This window comes from Flavobacterium saccharophilum (genome assembly GCF_900142735.1).
In the GTDB taxonomy this organism is placed as follows: Bacteria; Bacteroidota; Bacteroidia; order Flavobacteriales; family Flavobacteriaceae; genus Flavobacterium; species Flavobacterium saccharophilum.
The window spans coordinates 395,333-413,691 of sequence record NZ_FRBY01000003.1; the positions used below are offsets into that span (position 1 = coordinate 395,333).

Sequence of the window (18,359 nt, forward strand, 5' to 3'; positions counted from 1 at the left end):
CCTAGCGTTCTTTGCGGTTAATCTTCGTTATAAAAGTTTCGAAAAATCAGGTTTAAAATAATTTGGCCCTTTCATTACTTTTCCGTCTTCACGATAAATTGGCTGACCATCTTCACCTAATTTACTCATATTACTACGCTGAATTTCATCAAAAACAGCTTCAATTTTATCCTGCAAACCATGTTCAATAATGGTTCCGCACAAAATATACATCATATCGCCAAGGGCATCGGCAATTTCTACCAAATCATTATTTTGCACTGCATCAAGATACTCTTCATTTTCTTCTTTCATTAAATTATAACGAAGATATTTTTTGGTTTCGCCCACATCTGCAATCGGAGTTTCGCTGTGTCCTATTTTAAAAGCAGCGTGAAATTCCTTTACTGCGTCTATTTGTTTTTTCATATGTAGATAAATTTGTTTTTTAATGAAATGAAAAGCCAAATTAGCAACTATTCATATACAATTCTCTAAATTTGTCAAAAATTATTTAAACTATGTTTAGTCAGGGACAATTAATATTCGCAGTATGTTTTTTCATCGCCTTTGTAATCGTAATGATATTTGCTTATCGAAAAGATCTTGCATTACACAAGATTTTTTACAAAGGAAATTACAAAGTCTTAATCGTTTTTCTACTTTTTATTGCGATACTATTTGTTATCAAATTCTTTTTTAAAAGGTAATTCAGTAATTATTTCTATATTTAAAAATATAAAATAAATGCCGAAGTTTCGCAATTAAACTTCACCAAAATCGTTCTGCTTAAAGTTAATTTTAACTAGAAACAACAATTTAAAAAGTATACTTTTATTTTTTTTCTGCTATAGTGCGACTAGTAATAAAATTTATAACTTTACGACACCAAACAACCTACCACCAATGAAGATTTTAAAATATTTATTTCTTTTATCGTTATTAAGCTTAGTTGCGCTAACCGTTTTTGTTGCTACACAAAAAGGGATTTTTTCTGTAGAAAGAAGCAAAGTCATCAACTCTCCCCGCGCGACTGTTTATAACTACGTAAACGATTTTAGAAATTACGAAGATTTTGAATCCTGGTCAGTAGAAGATCCTACAATGAGAATGACTTTTCCTAACAAAACAGCTGGTAATGGGGCTTCGTTTTACTGGGAAGGTTCTGATGGAAAAGGAAATGCGATAACTCTTAAAACAAAAGAAGGAGAAAGTATTCAGCAAAAAATGAATTTTGACGGTACAGCAGCAGATATCAACTGGACATTTAAAGATACTTTGGCAGGTAAAACAAAAGTAACCTGGAAAGCCAAAGGAACTATGAGTTTCTTATTTAAAATTTACACTGCCTTAAATGGTGGTTCAGATAACATCATTGGAACCATTTCTGAAAAAAGTCTGGCAAACATCGATAAAAATCTGGATTATGAAACCAGAACTTATGCTATAAAAGTTAATGGAGTAGTTAAAAAAATCGAGACACCTTACATCAAACAGACTTTCACAAGTGAAATTCTGAAGGTAAACAAAAATGCCCGAATCGTAATTCCGAAACTGATCGAATTCAGCGAAACAAATGGTTTAGCTACTAACGGAAAACCTTTTATCATTTATCATACTTATGACACGGCAAGTGGATTGGCAAAAATCTCAATATGTTTACCTATAAACAAAGAGATCTCAACAAGCGCAGGAAGCGATATTACGGCAGGAACGCTAAATGGATTTGAAGCTGTAAAAACAACTCTAAAAGGAGATTATACCCACATAAATGAAGCAATTGCCAAAACAACTGCTTTTATCAATAATGAAAAAATTGTTCCGGATTTAAGCTGGTCACACCTTGAGATCTTAACTATTAGCAAATTGGACACAAAAAGCCCATCAAAACTAATGACAGAAATCTATTTCCCAACAAAACCTAAAGTAATTCCGGTTGCAAAAGTTCCTGTTTATCAGCCTCAGACAGAAACACAAACTGCAAAACCAGCAACTCCTGCTCCGGCTGCACCAAAAACAGCTGAAGAAGAAGATTCAGAATTCTAAAAAAAATAAAGGTATTAAACCTTTTGCCAAAAATTCATTCTAATTATTATAAGGTTAAAATTCCTAACTTTATATGTTGTAACAAGATAAAGGTTAAAGCTTGACAAACGAGAAGGAATTTATAGCACAATTATTAGATCCTAAAACGCAAAATATTGCGTTTCAAAAACTCTTGTCAGATTATCAAAAACCCTTGTACAATCATATTCGAAACATTGTTTTGAATCATGATGACACTGATGATGTTTTACAAAATACTTTTGTAAAAGTGTTTCAGTACCTAAAAAGCTTCAAGGGAGAAAGTAAACTTTTTTCCTGGATATATCGCATTGCAACAAATGAAGCCTTGACTTTCTTAAACCAAAAAGCAAAGCTAAACGGAATAACATCTGAAGCTTTACAGAATAAAGCCATAGACAATTTAAAAGCTGATACTTATTTTGACGGAGATGAAATTCAGATTAAACTCCAAAAAGCAATTGTTACCTTACCAGAAAAACAACAATTAGTCTTTAAAATGAAGTATTTTGAAGAATTAAAATACGAAGAGATTGCAGAAATTTTAGGAACGTCAGTGGGTGCATTGAAAGCTTCTTATCATCATGCAGTAAAAAAAATTGAATTATATGTTACGTCAAATTAAACCTTTTGTAACTAAACCTATCTTATAGACATTATGAAAGCATTTAAATTAGAAAACGAACCGAAAATACAAACCGGATTTAAAACTCCGGATCATTATTTTGATACTTTATCGGCAAAAGTTTTACAGCAAATAAACGACAAAAAAGAAGTAAAAGTAATTCCGATTTACAAACGTAAAAAAGTACTTTCACTAGTGGCTGCTGCTGCAGTTGTAGTAACTCTTATGATTCCTGTAGTAAACAATTACAATGCAACATCAAAAGAGCTTGATGAAGCGACATTAGAAACTTATTTATCGTATCAATCCAATTTAAATCAATATGATTTAATGAAAGAACTTGATACAAAAGATATTGACAAACTAAATAAAGGTGTAGCACTTGAACAAGAAACATTAGAAGATATTTTGTCTTCCAATCCTAATATTGAAAACTTAATTTCAGAATAAAACAAAAACTTAAAAAGATGAAAATTAAAAACATACTACCGCTATTGATGTTCTTAATCAGTTTCTCATTTTATGCACAAAATGAAAAAGTAGATGAAAAACGCGAGAAAATTAAAGCCTATAAAGTATCATTTTTAACAACAGAACTTGAGCTTACTTCTACAGAAGCAGAAAAATTCTGGCCTATTTATAATGCTTTTGATGACAAGCAATATGAATTGCGTCATGAGAAAATGAAAACTTATCTGCGTAAACTAGATGATGACAAGATTAATTCGATTTCAGAAAAAGAGGCTGCAACTCTTCTATCTCAAATAGAAAGCACAGACAAAGAACTTTATCTCTTGCGTGAAAAATACATGTCAAATCTTAAAAAGATACTTTCAGCAAAAAAGATATTAAAGCTTAAAAAATCAGAAGATGATTTTAACCGAAAATTGCTAAAACAATATCGCGATAAGGCTGGAAAATAAAAAAGCAACAACAGCGATAAGCCCCCTATATAATAATACTTACTTTATTATTTAGGGGGCTTATTATTTTTAAATTATCTTGTTTTCTATTTAAAGCGCAGTCTTACCACCTTATTATGACCTGCAGCAATTGCAGTATTTCGATTAACAAAACGAATTGTAAAAAGTTTTGTATCAGTGGATAATTGTGTCCAGTTTTCGCCACCATTTTGAGAATATTGAATTCCTTCAGAACCAACACAAACAATCTCTTTACCATTTCCTCCGGGAACATACTGCACGCATGAAGCGTACCCAAATCCCATATCCTGACCTATTAACTGCCAGGTTTTTCCACCATCTGCGGTAAAAGCTTTATTTCCAGATTTTTTGTTTGGAAGATCATAGTCACCACCGGCAATAAATCCGTGTTTAGAGTCGTAAAAATCAGCAGTAAAAATTCCTGTCATTGTTTTTCCCTGAACAATAGGAGTTTCAGTTACTTTCCATGTTTTACCTTTATCAGGAGAATAAAAAACACGTGCTTTTTTACCCCCTGAAACCAGCCAGGTTTCATCACCGTTTATTACTATATTGGTATTACTGGCTGCAAAAGCTGCTTCACCCTGAGCATTAGTCGGTAGTTTATCCGACAATAATTTTGTCCAGGATTCCCCTCCGTCGCGAGTAACAATAATAGAAAAAGTATCTTCAGTAGGATCTCCTATTGCAATCCCTTCTTTATCATTCCAAAATTGCATACTATCGTAAAAAACTTTAGTATTAATTTCTTTATAAACTAATTTCACTTTATGGTCTTTTTTAGAAACCTGATAAAGAAGTGCAGGATTTCCCACACTTAATAAAAAAATATTTTTTGAAGTTTGGGCAATACTTCTAAATTCTAGCTTCAAAGTATCGCGATAAATATGCTCTTCAAATTTTTCTTTTTTTTCTAAATCATAATAACCAAAACGTGAATTATCTCCGCCATACCAAATTTTATTTTTATCAATAGAAATGGCTCTAATACTAATCTTATCCTGAAATAAAGTATCCACCTGCATCGATGTAAAACCATTAATAAACAGCTTTTTATCTTTCTTATTCAATGTTTTAAAGGACACGAATAAAACAAAAGCGCAACAAAACAATAATACTTTCTTCATATAGGTAGAGATTTAGGTGTTGCTAAAATACAATTATTTATAACATATAAAATAGCTTTTGTTTTTTTTTCTGGCACAGTAATTGGATATCCCTGAATATTAATCTTAATATGATTTGCCATGAAAGCCAAAGTACTTTTTTTAGTGTTCTTAGCAATAGGTCTTAGCTCTTGTTCTGCACAAAGCCAAACCACAGTATATGCGAAAAATTCAGATATCAGCGATAATTTAGATTTAAGAGCGGTTGCCTCCATTTTTGGAGAATCAGCTAATCTACAGGATTTCGAAAGACGTTTAAATGATCCAAAATATCAAATATCAAATCTTGATTTAAATGGAGACGATCAGGTTGATTATCTTCGTGTAATCGAATCTGTAGAAGCCAGAACGCACGTCGTAATCATCCAGGCGGCTCTTGATCGTGATGTGTATCAGGATATTGCTACAATTGATGTAGAAAGAGATAATTACAATCAGGTAAATGTACAGGTTGTTGGAAACAGCTACTTATACGGAGCCAACTATATTTATGAGCCTGTTTACAGTGTTGTTCCGGTAATTTATACCTCATTTTGGATAACAAACTACAGACCTTATATTTCTACCTGGACCTGGGGTTATTATCCTACTTATTATTCTGCATGGAGACCTTATCCAATCTACAGATACAGAAATAACATCAATGTTTGTATTAATGTAAACAACCATTACAATTATGTAAACACCAGAAGGAGTTACAGAGCTCCTGCTTTATACGAATCAAGACGTACTTACGGATATGAAAAAATGCGTCCGAACAATAGTTTTGCGCAAAGACATTCGAATGTTAGTAATAGATATGAGTTAGATCAAAGACGTGTTGCAAGCAGAGAATCTAGCAGAAATTCTAATGTTTACAACAGTAACAGATCTAATACAAATAGAGTTTCTGATAACAACACCAGAAACATAAGCAGAGACAATACTCAAAACAGAGGTAATTCTGACAAAAACTACAACTCAAATCGTGTTTCATCAAGAGATAACGAAAACAAAGTAAGTACACCTACAAGAGTTGAAAATACACAGAGAACTACTGAACCAAGACGTGATTATTCTGAAAACAATAATTCAAGAGGGAATTCTGAAAAAAGAATGAATACAAACAGAACAGCTGCAACTCCAAGAACCGAAGCACCTAGAAACTCAGACTATAATACGAATAACTCAAGAGGAAATTCAGAAAAAAGAATGAATACAAACAGAGCAGCTTCGTCTCCAAGAGCAGAAGCTCCAAGAAACTACACTGAAAACAGAGCTAGTACTGCAAGACCACAAACTACTCAAAGTCCTCAAAGATCTGAAGCTCCGAGAGTAAGTCAGGAATCAAGAGGAGGAGGTAATTCACAAAAAGAGAACAACTCTGGTGGTTCAAGAGGTAACGGTAGAAGAATATAATCTTAAGCCAGGTTTCAATAAAAACTAAAAGCACAATTGTTTAATTGTGCTTTTTTTTATTTTTACTATTAATTGACGCTAATTTATTTTAAAACAGTAAATTTGCAACCGTCTTTTATAAAAATATACATGAGCGCAGCGCATAAAAACTTACACAGTAAGTTGTCTATTGGGGGTTTATTGATCACATTAGGAATTATTTATGGAGATATTGGTACATCTCCATTGTATGTAATGAAAGCCATATTAGGCGATCATATCATCAATGCGGACATCGTTTTAGGAGGTATCTCTTGTGTCTTTTGGACACTGACATTACAAACCACTATAAAATATGTACTTATCACCTTAAGTGCAGATAATCATGGTGAAGGCGGTATTTTTGCTTTGTATGCCTTAGTTAAAAAAACCAAAATTCAGTGGCTCATCGTGCCCGCCATTATTGGAGGAAGTGCATTGCTTGCCGATGGAATTATTACCCCACCCATTTCGATTTCCTCTGCTGTAGAAGGAATCAGGGCATTCTATCCAACAATGGAAACTTCAACTATTGTCTATATTGTAATTGGAATTCTATTCATACTTTTTACCATACAACAATTTGGAACTAAACTAGTTGGTAAGTTTTTCGCTCCTATGATGTTAATTTGGTTCGCGATGTTAGGTACGTTGGGAGCTATTCAAATTTTAGATCATCCAGAGGTTATAAAAGCTATTAATCCATATTATGCTTACCATTTGCTATCTATACATCCTGATGGTTTCTTCGTTTTAGGATTTGTATTTTTATGTACTACAGGAGCTGAAGCATTGTATTCAGATATGGGACATTGTGGACGAAAAAATATCAGAATTAGCTGGATCTTTGTAAAAACAACTTTGGTTTTAAATTATTTTGGTCAGGCAGCTTACTTAATTCACCATGAAGGAAATACATTACAACAATTAGGCGGAGAAAACGGAAATCCTTTCTATCTTATTATGCCGCACTGGTTTTTGCCATTCGGAATTGTAGTAGCTACATTAGCGGCTGTAATTGCATCTCAGGCACTTATTAGTGGTTCATTTACATTGATAAATGAAGCAATGCGTTTGAATTTCTGGCCGAAAGTAAAAATCAAATATCCAACTGAAGTAAAAGGACAATTGTATATTCCATCAATTAACTGGTTGTTATTTTTTGGTTGCGTGGGTATTGTATTGCACTTTCAGGAATCAGGAAATATGGAACATGCTTATGGTCTTGCCATTATTTTATGTATGATCATGACTACAATTTTGCTGAATTACTACTTAATCATGAAACGTGTGAAACTATATTTTATGGTGCCACTAATCACGATTTATTTATTAATTGAATTCAGTTTCCTTTTTGCTAATATTACCAAATTTGCCGAAGGTGGTTATGTGACTTTAATCATTGCAATAATGCTTATTTCGATCATGACGATTTGGTATTTGGCTAAGAAAATTAATAAAAGCTACACTAAAATCATCAAAATCGATGATTATAAGAAAGTTTTAATGGAGTTGAGCGAAGATCTTTCAATCCCTAAATATGCAACGCATTTAGTATATATGACTAATGCGAATCGTGTTGATGAATTGGAGGAAAAAGTGATTTACTCTATTTTACAAAAACGTCCAAAAAGAGCTGATATCTATTGGTTCGTACACGTAAACATTTTGACTGAACCTTATAAAACACAATATAAAGTTACTGAAATAGCGAAAGACGATATTTACAGAATTGACTTTAACTTAGGTTTTAGAGAACCAACCAAAATCAATTTGATGTTTAGAGAAGTAATTCGTGACATGGTAAAACGTGGAGAAGTTGATATCACCAGCCGTTACGAATCATTAAACAAAAACAATATTATTGGTGACTTTAAATTTGTATTGTCTGAGAAATTTTTATCCAATGACAACGATTTAAGATGGCACGAAAACATTATCATGAACTCTTATTTCTTTATTAAGAAATTGAGTTTGTCTGAAGAAAGAGCTTTTGGTTTAGATAGTAGTTCTGTGAAAATCGAGAAATTCCCAATGGTGCTTCACGCTCCGGAAAACATCGGATTGACCCGAATTATAAAATAAAATCATTTATAAAATAACGCCGAAAAACACTCTTTTAAACTTTATCAGAGTGTTTTTCTTCTTTTACTGAAAGTTGAAAAATAACAATCAAAATTAAAAATTTAACTTTCAATCAATTAATAGTACCTTTGCAACTCAAATAATTAAAATGAGATTACACAGAAATTTAGTTTATACTACCATCGATTCTTTAAATGCTATCTTCAATGAAGGAGAATATGCAGATAAAGTGGTAGCAAGAGCATTAAAAAAAGACAAACGTTGGGGAAGTTCTGACAGGAAGTTTGTTGCTGAAACGATATACGAAATTGTTCGTTGGAAAAGATTATACGCAGAAATTGCAGAAGTTAAAGAACCTTTTGACAGAGACAATTTATGGAGAATGTTTGCTGTTTGGGCAGTTTTGAGAGGATACCCTATTCCGGATTGGAGACAATTGGAAGGAACTCCTGAAAGAAAAATAAAAGGCCGTTTTGACGAACTTTCAAAAACCAGAGCACTTAAAGAATCTATTCCGGACTGGATGGATGAATTGGGTGTAAAAGAACTTGGCGAAGCAGTTTGGTCTAAAGAGATTGCAGCTCAAAACCAACCAGCAAAAGTAATTTTAAGAACGAACACGCTTAAAGGAACTAAAGAAAGCTTAAGAAATACCTTGATGGATTTAAATATTGAAACAGAATATTTAAAAGATCAGCCTGAAGCTTTGGTTTTAAAAGAAAGAGCCAATGTATTTTTAACAGATGCTTTTAAACAAGGGCTTTTTGAAGTTCAGGATGCTAACTCACAATTGGTTGCAGGTTTCCTTGATGTAAAGCCCGGAATGCGTGTGGTTGACACTTGTGCCGGAGCCGGAGGAAAAACATTGCATATTGCTTCTTTAATGGAAAATAAAGGACAATTGATTGCAATGGATTTGTACGAAAGCAAATTGAAACAATTGAAATTAAGAGCTAAAAGAAATGGCGCTTTTAATATTGAATATCGTATTATTGACACTACAAAGGTGATCAAAAAATTACACGAAAAAGCAGATCGCGTTTTAATTGATGCACCATGTAGCGGTTTAGGAGTTTTAAAAAGAAACCCTGACGCCAAATGGAAATTACAACCTGAATTTATTGATAATATCCGTAAAGTTCAAAGTGAAGTTTTAGAAAGTTATTCTAAAATTGTAAAGCCAGGCGGTAAATTAGTTTACGCAACTTGTTCAGTATTGCCATCAGAGAATCAGGAACAAGTGGAAAAATTCTTAAAAACTGAAATCGGAAAACAATTTACATTCATAAAAGATCGTAAAATTTTGGCTTCTGAGTCTGGTTTTGATGGATTTTATATGGCATTGTTAGAACGTAAAGCTTAAAATTAAATTCCAACTTTGGGATTATATTCCAATAAAAAAATTCCAAATTCCAACTTTATAATTGGGATTTGGATTTTTTTGTTTCTTAGGATTATAAAATACCTGAAGTGATTATCTGCCCCGTAGGGACTATACCAAAATTGGAATTTGGATTTTTTTAATTGGAATTTCTATTAAAGTAAGCTTGGCTTTCTTAGTAATTTTCCGTTTTCATTTTCCTTGAATTTCGGAACAAAAACTATTTCTTTTGGTTTTTCGTACTTATCTAAAACATCAAAAAAATCAGCAGCAAAATCTTGTTTTTCCCCTTCAATAACCAAAATTAATTTTTCTCCCAAAGTAACATCAGGTATTCCGGTCACAAAAAATCTGGAATCTAATTTTTCAATCAGCTTTGCTTCTATTTGTTCGGGAATCAGCTTCACTCCTCCACTATTAATCACATTATCAATTCTTCCTAAAAAAATAAATTGATTTTCTCTTATTATTTCAACTAAGTCATTAGTAACAATCGGCTCATCAGAAATTGACGGAACGGTAATTACCAGACAACCACGATCATCCTGTGCTATTTTTACATTTGGCAAAACAGTAAAAACACTTTCCCCTAATTTTTTAGCAGCAATATGAGTAATCGTCTCAGTCATACCATAGGTTTCGTAAATCTCCGTTTTCAAAGGCAATAATTTAGCTTCAAGTGCCGAATCTAATTTTGCTCCTCCAATGATTAACTTTTTTACATTTACCAATTCTTCAATCGAATTTTGAACTTGTAAAGGTACCATTGCAACAAAGTCATATTTGGTTTCATTTAAGGCTAACGGTTCTGTACTTGGCGTTACGACATCTAAATCGAGGCCTAAAATTAAGCTTCGAACCAGCATCATTTTACCGGCAACAAATTTTACCGGCAGGCAAAGTAAAGCTTTATTACGAGGTTCTAATTCAAAAAAATCTCCAGTAGCCAAGGCTGATTGAATCATAGCTTGTTTCTCTAATTTTACTGTCTTCGGAAGTCCGGTTGTCCCCGAAGTTCTCATTTCGATATAGTCTTTATGATCGAACCAATCCAGTAAAAATTCGCCTATCGCCTGTTCATTTGAATCACCTTCTTTTATATAATCATAAGCCACCCTGCACAAATCAGTTGCGTTTAAATGGTATCCATTTATTCTAAAATGATTGTGAACATTTTTGTGTGTTAACTCTAACATAAGTATTTAGTTTGATGATTCTAAGATACTAATTTTCCCGGTTAATTTCTCTTTCCAATTACTCCATTTATACCTTTTAGCAAAAATAAACAGCAAAATTGGGTAAACGACAAATATCGGCAGAATAACATCATATCCGGCTGACGGCTCTGACATGTCTTTAAAAATAGAATAGGTCTGAAACACTGACCAATCTGAAGTAACCAGTAAGGCTCCAACTAAATTATTAGCAGCATGAAAACCTAAGGCCAGCTCCATTCCTTCATCCATTAATGTGATAATTCCTAAAAACAATCCTGTTCCAATATAATAAATCATTATAACGTAGCCCATTTTTGCTACTTCAGGATTAAAAAAATGCATTGACCCAAAAATCAGCGAAGTCATGAGAAGTGGAAACCATTTATTGTGAGCCAGATTAGCAAATCCCTGCATCAAATACCCTCTAAAAACATACTCTTCAGTACTCGTTTGTATCGGAATAAATATGGTACCTACTACTATTAAAATTAAGAAAGGCACCAATTTAAAATTCCAGACAAAATTCTCAGGCGATTTCATATAAAGTGCAAAAAAACTTAAAGCTGAAAATACAGCCCATAACACAAATGAAAATACAACACGATTCCAGTCTACCTTTTTACGCGATGTTGTTACAGATAAAAGTGTTTGATTATGCAAGTATTTTACAACAAAGTAAATTCCCGCAAAGGCAAAAGCAAAAGAAATCATAACCAGAAACAAAGTTAGATTTGGGTCGAAAATACTCATAGCCCCCTCATTGTCTGTAGGAAAAGCTTTTTTGTTTACAAAACTGGAATACAAAATCGCTGCAGAAAAAGGAATTTGCCCTATAAAAGATGCTATAATGATTAAAACGGACCCGATGAGATAGAGCCAAAATTTATTTTGCGGTTTAATTCCCTGTTCTAAAAACATAGTTTAAAATTTAAAAATGAGGATTCAATTTAATAAGTAAATCTTATTTTTGGTGTTGCTAAAATACCTTTTTTTGCATTAACTATTCTTACAACAATCTAAATATAACAAAATGATACAAATTTATCATAATCCACGTTGCGGAAAATCAAGAACCTGCCTTGCTTTTATGGACCAAGCTAATCAGGAATATGAAATTATTCCCTACTTAACAGAGACTCCAACATTTGGTGATTTAAAAGTTTTATTGCAAAAATTAGATCTTGAGCCACTTCAATTAGTCAGAACTAAAGAAAAAATCTGGATTGAAAATTACAAAGGGAAAACATTGAGTAATGACGAAATCATTCAATCGATGGTTGACAATCCCATTTTGATTGAACGTCCTATAGTAATTAAAGATGGGAAAGCTATTATCGGTAGAGACTTAGATCTGGTGGCCTCTTTTTTAGATTGAATATAAAATATCGAATTAACATTTTTTTGTGATTTTACTCTTTAAACCAAAAGCTACTTTTGCCGTCTAAGAGTAAATGAAACCAAAAATAACAATGAAAAAAATCAAATTTGCTGTATTACTTGTTCTTTTTTTTACAAGTTTTTACAACTATGCACAACAGCCTCCTACAGGTAAAAACAAGGTAAAAGTTACCGGAAAAGTATTCGAAAAAGTTAGTAAACAACCTCTTGAGTATGCTACAATCTCGATCATGGCTCCAAACGACACCAAAGTTATCGCGGGTGGAATCACCAACCCAAAAGGTGAATTTGAAGTAGCTGTTGCTCCTGGAACTTATGATATAAAAGTTGAATTTATTTCGTTTAAATCAACCGAAATCAAAGGAAAAAATATTTCAGGCGATACTAATTTAGGAGCTGTAAATTTATCAGAAGATGCAGCACAATTGAGTGAAGTTGTTGTTCGTGCTGAAAAATCTACAGTTGAAATTAAATTAGACAAAAAAGTATACAACGTTGGACAGGACATGATGGTTAAAGGTGGAACCGTGAGTGACGTTTTAGATAATGTACCATCAGTTTCTGTTGACACAGAAGGAAATGTAAGTTTAAGAGGAAGTGATAACATCCGAATTTTAATCGACGGAAGACCATCAAACGCAATAAACGTTGCAGAAGCTTTACGTCAGCTTCCTGCAGATGCGATTGACAAGGTTGAAGTTATTACCAACCCATCAGCACGTTATGATGCTGAAGGTGGTTCAGGATTAATCAATATCATCCTTAAAAAAGGTAAAAATCAAGGATTCAACGGAACTTTTATTGCCTCTACCGGACTTCCTGAAACTTATGGTTTAAGCGCCAATTTAAACTATAAAACAGAAAAATTAAACTATTTCACTACAGCAGGTTACAATTATAGAACTAACGAAGGTGGTGGTGAAACTAACACATCATACTTTAATGCCGACGGAACACCAAAAGGCTTTTTAGATGAAGATCGTGATACGAAAAGAACAAACGATGGATTTAATGGAAGGGCTGGTATCGAATGGACAGTGGCGCCAAATACTTTCTGGACAAACGCTATTAACTATCAAAAAAATTCAGGTAACACGACAGACTTAATTAATTATAGTAATTATGATGCCGCTCATGCCTTTACAGGATCTTCTTTCCGTTTAAACAATGGCGATACTGGAAGCGAAAATGTTGAATATACTTCTAACTTGATTAAAAACTTCAACGACAAAGGACATAAACTTACTGCCGATTTATCGATTTCAAGAAATACTGATGACAGTAATAGTATTATTACAGCGTCACCAAATTACAATACAACATTAAACAATCAAGTTCAAAAGCAAGTACAATTGCAAGCTGATTATGTATTGCCATTAGGAAAAGGAAGTCAATTTGAAGCTGGATATAAAGGAAGTTTCGGAGATTTAAATAATAGATATTTCGTTACTGATGATCAGGGTGTAAATGATCCGAACCTTTCAAACACTTTAGAGTATAAAGAAAACATCAATGCACTTTATACTTCATACGGATTTAAAGTAAACAAATTCTCTTATTTATTTGGATTACGTTGGGAAGACACTAACATTGAGGTTAACCTGTTAGACAATAACGATTACAATACTAAAAAATACAATAACTTGTTTCCAAGTGCTTTTATCAGTTATGAAATCTCAGATCAAAGCAACTTTACAGCTAGTTACAGTAAACGTTTAACAAGACCACGAGGACGTTTCATGAACCCGGCTGTAAACTATTCAAGTAACGTTAATATCTTTCAGGGAAATCCAGATTTAGATCCTTCTTTGACTGATAAATATGATATTGGATATATCAAACGTTGGGACAAAGTAACGTTTACAACATCTGCCTATTTTGAAGACACAAAAGACGTTTTCAGCTTTGTAAGAACTCCTAATGGTGAAGAAGTTAACGGAATTCCTGTTATTCTAAGCAGACCAATCAACTTAGGGAAAGAACAAAAATTTGGTTTTGAATTTACATTCAATTATAGCCCATACAAATGGTGGAAATTAAACAGTAACTTCAATCTTTATAATGTAAAAACTACGGGATCAAACACTTATACAGATGTAAATGGAAACGACGTTGTTCAAAATCTTGATAACCAAGCCAACACTTGGTTTGCCAGAGTTAGTTCAAAAATAACGTTACCATACAAAATAGACTGGCAATTAAACGGTACTTATAACGGTGAACAAAAAACAGCGCAAGGTAAAAACTTAGGTCAGTTTGCTATGAATACAGCTTTTAGCAAAGATGTAATGAAAGACAAAGGAACTATTGCTTTCAACATAAGCGATATTTTCAACTCAAGAATCATGAGATCGTATACATACCTTCAAAATGACACAACTCTTGAGAGCCAAACCTCTTATGGTGAAATGCAGTTCCGTAAACGTCAATTCAACTTATCGTTTACATACCGTTTCAACAAACCTAAAAACGAAAGAGAAAAGAATGCGCAGCCTAGAAACGAAGGTGACGGCGGTGGAGAATTTCAAGGATAATATTATTTAAATTTCAAAGTTAAAAATTCCAAATTCCAATTTGTTAGACTACTATTAAAGTTTTACAAATTGGAATTTGGATTTTTTTCATTAGAATTTCTATTTTTTTAGCATAAAAAAAAGGACTCGTATAAAACGGGTCCTTTCTTTATGAAGTCAATTTAAAATTAAATTGATTGCTCTTCTTGTCTCTTTTTTGCTCTTTTCTCTTTGAACATTTCCCAGCTTGCTCCCGTAACCCAATAAGATACGAAACCAACTAAGAAAAACATCAACCAAAACCCTATAGTTAGTATGGTCAAGAAAAGTAAAAAGCCTAAGTACTGTGAAAATTCAAACATGTTTTCCGGAATTTTTGAATGTAAGGACAAATGTAAGTTTTATATTTTTCCTTAGCAATAAAATCTAAATCAATTTTTATAAAAACACAATTATCCGTATATTTAAACTGATTTTAAATAAGGGTTTTCGTCAATTATTATTTAACTACTTAAATTAGAAGATTATGAGTGTTTTCAGGAGCTATTTCCTGCTGTCCTTCCAAATCTTTTATGCCGAACCCCGGCACAAAAGGATTTTCCCTCCCATCAGGGCTAGGGCACTCATTTTCAAAAGACCTTTCATTTTTTAATTTTAAAAATAATAAACACACATATATAATGAAATACAGAATAGAAAAAGATACCATGGGCGAAGTACAAGTCCCGGCTGATAAATATTGGGGCGCTCAAACAGAACGTTCCCGAAACAATTTCAAAATTGGCCCATCGGGATCGATGCCACCAGAAATCATTGAAGGTTTTGCTTATCTAAAAAAAGCTGCTGCTTATGCAAATTATGATCTTGGCGTTTTACCTATAGAAAAAAGAGATGCAATTGCAGCAGTTTGTGACGAAATATTAGAAGGAAAATTAGACGACCAATTTCCTCTTGTTGTCTGGCAAACCGGGTCAGGTACACAAAGCAATATGAATATAAATGAAGTTATTGCAAACCGCGCTCAGGTTCTAAAAGGTTTTGAAATTGGAGAAGGCGAACAATTCATAAAAGCTAATGATGATGTCAATAAATCGCAATCCTCAAACGATACTTTCCCCACCGGAATGCACATTGCAGCTTATAAAATGGTTGTAGAAACTACTATTCCGGGAGTTGAGAAATTACATGCAACTTTAGCAGCAAAAGCAGTCGAATTTAAGGATGTGGTAAAAATTGGCCGTACGCATCTTATGGATGCAACGCCATTAACTTTAGGTCAGGAAATTTCAGGTTATGCCGCTCAATTATCTTTTGGTTTAAAAGCCTTAAAAAACACTTTAGCACATTTATCAGAAATTGCTTTAGGCGGAACCGCTGTTGGAACCGGACTTAATACACCAAAAGGCTACGATGTAAAAGTTGCAGAATATATTGCAAAATTCACCAACCATCCATTTGTAACAGCAGAGAATAAATTTGAAGCATTGGCCGCACATGATGCCATTGTAGAAACACACGGCGCGCTAAAACAACTGGCTGTTTCCTTAAATAAAATTGCCAATGATGTTAGAATGCTGGCATCCGGACCCCGATCTGGAATTGGTGAAATTCATATTCCTGAAAATGAACCGGGCTCTTCTATCATGCCAGGAAAAGTAAACCCAACACAATGCGAAGCCTTAACTATGGTTTGCGCTCAGGTGATCGGAAATGATATGGCGATTGCCATTGGCGGAATGCAGGGACACTATGAATTGAATGTTTTTAAACCGGTTATGGCAGCAAATTTCCTTCAATCAGCAAGATTATTAGGTGATGCCTGCGTCTCATTCGACGAACATTGTGCTCAGGGAATCGAACCAAACTACAAACGTATCAAAGAATTAGTTGATAATTCTTTAATGTTGGTTACTGCTTTAAATACCAAAATTGGTTATTATAAAGCCGCAGAAATAGCACAAACCGCCCATAAAAACGGAACAACTCTTAAAGAGGAAGCGGTTCGTTTGGGTTATGTAACCCCAGAAGATTTTGATGCCTGGGTGAAACCGGAAGAGATGGTTTGATTTAATTGTTAATTGTTAATGGTGAATTATTAATTGATTTGGTTTGCGTCACTTCACCTAAAGAAAAGTCACTTCTTAATAGCGAACAATTATGTTAGTTTCAATAATAAAAAAAGGTTTTATAAAAGTCTAGACTTTTATAAAACCTTTTTTTATTAGATCAAATCATTAATTTACAATTAACCATTAATAATTAATAATTAACCATTGACATAGTCTTGCAGATAAGCAAATCTCGGAGTCAGTTTTCCTTTTTCAGTAATTTTGGCTCTTTGTAGAATTCCGTCTTTATCTCCGTTAAAAAATGCCGGAATAACATGTTCCATAAATTGCTCTCCAAAACCTTCACTTGCATCTTTCGGAATTTCGCATGGCAGATTATCAACCGCCATTACTACAATTGCAGCAGGATGAAAAACATCAACTTCTTTATTTTCTAATGGAAAATAACCGTAAATAGGTTCTTCAATAGTAGAAGAACGCAGCGTACATGCAATTGGTCCGTTAACATCACATGAAATATCTGCAACCACTCTCAATTTACAGTCGCTGGCATTCAACATTTCCTGAGTTAAAATCATTGGTGCTGCATTGTCATAAAAGTGACCAGCGTAATATATATCAGACACTTTCGTGAATTTTTCAAAATCAGAAACGTATGCTTCCGGATGAGAGGTAAAATCATTGAAATCTAAAACCTGTCCGTCAATTCGTTTATTATACTCTAAAACATCCAATTGCACATAAACTGATTGCGTATAATTTTTGGTCAAATAATTATCGACAGTAACTTCTTTTACTTTAATAGCATCCAAAATTTCTTTTGCACCACTTCCTACTTTTCCTGTTCCTGTAAGAACAAATTTTAAAGGTGGTAAAGTAGTACGTTTTAATTGCGCGATTAAAGCTTCTTTTCCAGCCAGTGTTTCTGCTTTTGGCAATTTAAACAATTCAAATTTTATTCCGAAAGCACGAATTCCGTTGTAAACACCAACCATTCCGGCATATTTTCCAAAACCAATCAAACGGCGATTTTCAGCATCCACAATAGTTTCGTGATCGTATAAATCGATATTTTTTTCTAAAATTGCTTTCAACAATTTTCTATTATAAGGCTGCTTTTTTATAGTATGCGAAAAAAAGAAATAAGCCTTATTTGGAATCAAATTTTCGACAGGAACTTCTTTTACCCCAAATAACACATCGCAATCAGATACATCATCTGTCACTGTTATGCCCATACTTTTATATTGCACATCAGTAAAAATTCGAATATCAGAACTTTCAACTTCAACAGTGGCTTCATGATAAAGCTGTTTTAATTTAGCAAGCTCACTTGGCGAGAACACTACCCGTCTGTCTGGTGGGGATTTTCTTTCTTTTATAATTCCAAATTTCATTTATACGAGATTAAGATAGATATTAATATAACTTTTTAGATTCAATTTGTTTCAAATATAACAAAATTAGTTAAAATTTTGTTGTGATTTTCTCTTTTTAAACAT

17 protein-coding genes are annotated in these 18,359 nt (G+C 33.2%); 11 read left to right on the forward strand and 6 right to left on the reverse strand.

Annotation, left to right across the window (positions count from 1 at the left end; all coding sequences use genetic code 11):
* Positions 1–27: 27 nt before the first annotated feature.
* Positions 28–408 carry a pyrophosphohydrolase domain-containing protein gene (locus tag BUA98_RS11715; RefSeq protein WP_072972698.1) on the reverse strand — a complete coding sequence of 127 codons (381 nt, stop codon included), beginning with the start codon at positions 406–408 and terminating at the stop codon, positions 28–30.
* Positions 409–500: 92 nt separating this feature from the next.
* Here BUA98_RS11715 and BUA98_RS22530 point away from each other — a divergent pair, with 92 nt between their 5' ends.
* The 5 genes from BUA98_RS22530 (at position 501) to BUA98_RS11740 (ending at position 3,591) form a co-directional block, all read left to right on the forward strand.
* Entirely contained in the window at positions 501–689 is a 189-nt protein-coding gene (locus BUA98_RS22530; RefSeq protein ID WP_072972699.1) for a hypothetical protein, read from the forward strand.
* Positions 690–885: 196 nt separating this feature from the next.
* On the forward strand, positions 886–2,025 hold the full coding sequence (locus tag BUA98_RS11725) for an SRPBCC family protein (RefSeq protein ID WP_072972701.1): 1,140 nt from the start codon (positions 886–888) through the stop codon (positions 2,023–2,025).
* A 100-nt stretch (positions 2,026–2,125) separates the two neighbouring features.
* Entirely contained in the window at positions 2,126–2,668 is a 543-nt protein-coding gene (locus tag BUA98_RS11730) for an RNA polymerase sigma factor (RefSeq protein WP_072972702.1), read from the forward strand.
* Positions 2,669–2,701: 33 nt separating this feature from the next.
* Positions 2,702–3,118: a hypothetical protein gene (locus BUA98_RS11735; protein WP_072972704.1), complete on the forward strand. Its 417-nt coding sequence runs from the start codon at positions 2,702–2,704 to the stop codon at positions 3,116–3,118.
* Positions 3,119–3,135: 17 nt separating this feature from the next.
* Positions 3,136–3,591, forward strand: a complete 456-nt coding sequence (locus BUA98_RS11740; protein WP_072972706.1) for a sensor of ECF-type sigma factor — start codon at positions 3,136–3,138, stop codon at positions 3,589–3,591.
* A gap of 86 nt (positions 3,592–3,677) precedes the next feature.
* Here BUA98_RS11740 and BUA98_RS11745 read toward each other — a convergent pair whose 3' ends face one another.
* The gene (locus BUA98_RS11745; protein ID WP_072972707.1) at positions 3,678–4,739 is read right to left on the reverse strand and encodes a sialidase family protein; all 1,062 of its coding nucleotides are present in this window, start codon (positions 4,737–4,739) and stop codon (positions 3,678–3,680) included.
* Positions 4,740–4,859: 120 nt separating this feature from the next.
* Here BUA98_RS11745 and BUA98_RS11750 point away from each other — a divergent pair, with 120 nt between their 5' ends.
* The 3 genes from BUA98_RS11750 to BUA98_RS11760 all read left to right on the forward strand — a co-directional run bounded on the left by BUA98_RS11750 (position 4,860) and on the right by BUA98_RS11760 (position 9,642).
* Positions 4,860–6,176 (forward strand): hypothetical protein, encoded by a 1,317-nt coding sequence (locus BUA98_RS11750; protein WP_072972709.1) that lies wholly within the window; start codon positions 4,860–4,862, stop codon positions 6,174–6,176.
* Positions 6,177–6,305: 129 nt separating this feature from the next.
* Positions 6,306–8,279: a KUP/HAK/KT family potassium transporter gene (locus BUA98_RS11755; RefSeq protein ID WP_072972711.1), complete on the forward strand. Its 1,974-nt coding sequence runs from the start codon at positions 6,306–6,308 to the stop codon at positions 8,277–8,279.
* Positions 8,280–8,427: 148 nt separating this feature from the next.
* The gene (locus BUA98_RS11760; RefSeq protein WP_072972712.1) at positions 8,428–9,642 is read left to right on the forward strand and encodes an RsmB/NOP family class I SAM-dependent RNA methyltransferase; all 1,215 of its coding nucleotides are present in this window, start codon (positions 8,428–8,430) and stop codon (positions 9,640–9,642) included.
* Positions 9,643–9,815: 173 nt separating this feature from the next.
* Here the strand turns inward: BUA98_RS11760 and BUA98_RS11765 are convergent, their stop codons facing one another.
* Positions 9,816–10,856, reverse strand: a complete 1,041-nt coding sequence (locus tag BUA98_RS11765) for an AMP-binding protein (RefSeq protein ID WP_072972714.1) — start codon at positions 10,854–10,856, stop codon at positions 9,816–9,818.
* 6 nt (positions 10,857–10,862) lie between these two features.
* Entirely contained in the window at positions 10,863–11,795 is a 933-nt protein-coding gene (locus tag BUA98_RS11770) for a CPBP family intramembrane glutamic endopeptidase (RefSeq protein ID WP_072972716.1), read from the reverse strand.
* Between the two features lie 112 nt (positions 11,796–11,907).
* On the opposite strand from BUA98_RS11770, the gene BUA98_RS11775 reads away from it, so the two are divergent.
* Together BUA98_RS11775 and BUA98_RS11780 are read left to right on the forward strand one after the other, a co-directional pair.
* Positions 11,908–12,252 (forward strand): arsenate reductase family protein, encoded by a 345-nt coding sequence (locus BUA98_RS11775; RefSeq protein WP_072972717.1) that lies wholly within the window; start codon positions 11,908–11,910, stop codon positions 12,250–12,252.
* 94 nt (positions 12,253–12,346) lie between these two features.
* A complete protein-coding gene (locus BUA98_RS11780) occupies positions 12,347–14,809 on the forward strand; it encodes a TonB-dependent receptor (protein WP_072973289.1) in 2,463 nt (820 codons plus the stop codon).
* A gap of 167 nt (positions 14,810–14,976) precedes the next feature.
* On the opposite strand, the gene BUA98_RS22185 is transcribed toward BUA98_RS11780, so the two are convergent.
* Complete coding sequence (locus BUA98_RS22185) at positions 14,977–15,150, reverse strand: hypothetical protein (protein WP_026984685.1); 174 nt, start codon at positions 15,148–15,150, stop codon at positions 14,977–14,979.
* A gap of 318 nt (positions 15,151–15,468) precedes the next feature.
* Between BUA98_RS22185 and fumC the strand changes: the two genes are divergently transcribed.
* Positions 15,469–16,854 carry a class II fumarate hydratase gene (fumC, locus tag BUA98_RS11790; protein WP_072972720.1) on the forward strand — a complete coding sequence of 462 codons (1,386 nt, stop codon included), beginning with the start codon at positions 15,469–15,471 and terminating at the stop codon, positions 16,852–16,854.
* 200 nt (positions 16,855–17,054) lie between these two features.
* Here fumC and BUA98_RS11795 read toward each other — a convergent pair whose 3' ends face one another.
* Complete coding sequence (locus BUA98_RS11795; RefSeq protein WP_072972722.1) at positions 17,055–18,254, reverse strand: NAD(P)-dependent oxidoreductase; 1,200 nt, start codon at positions 18,252–18,254, stop codon at positions 17,055–17,057.
* Positions 18,255–18,359: the final 105 nt, after the last annotated feature.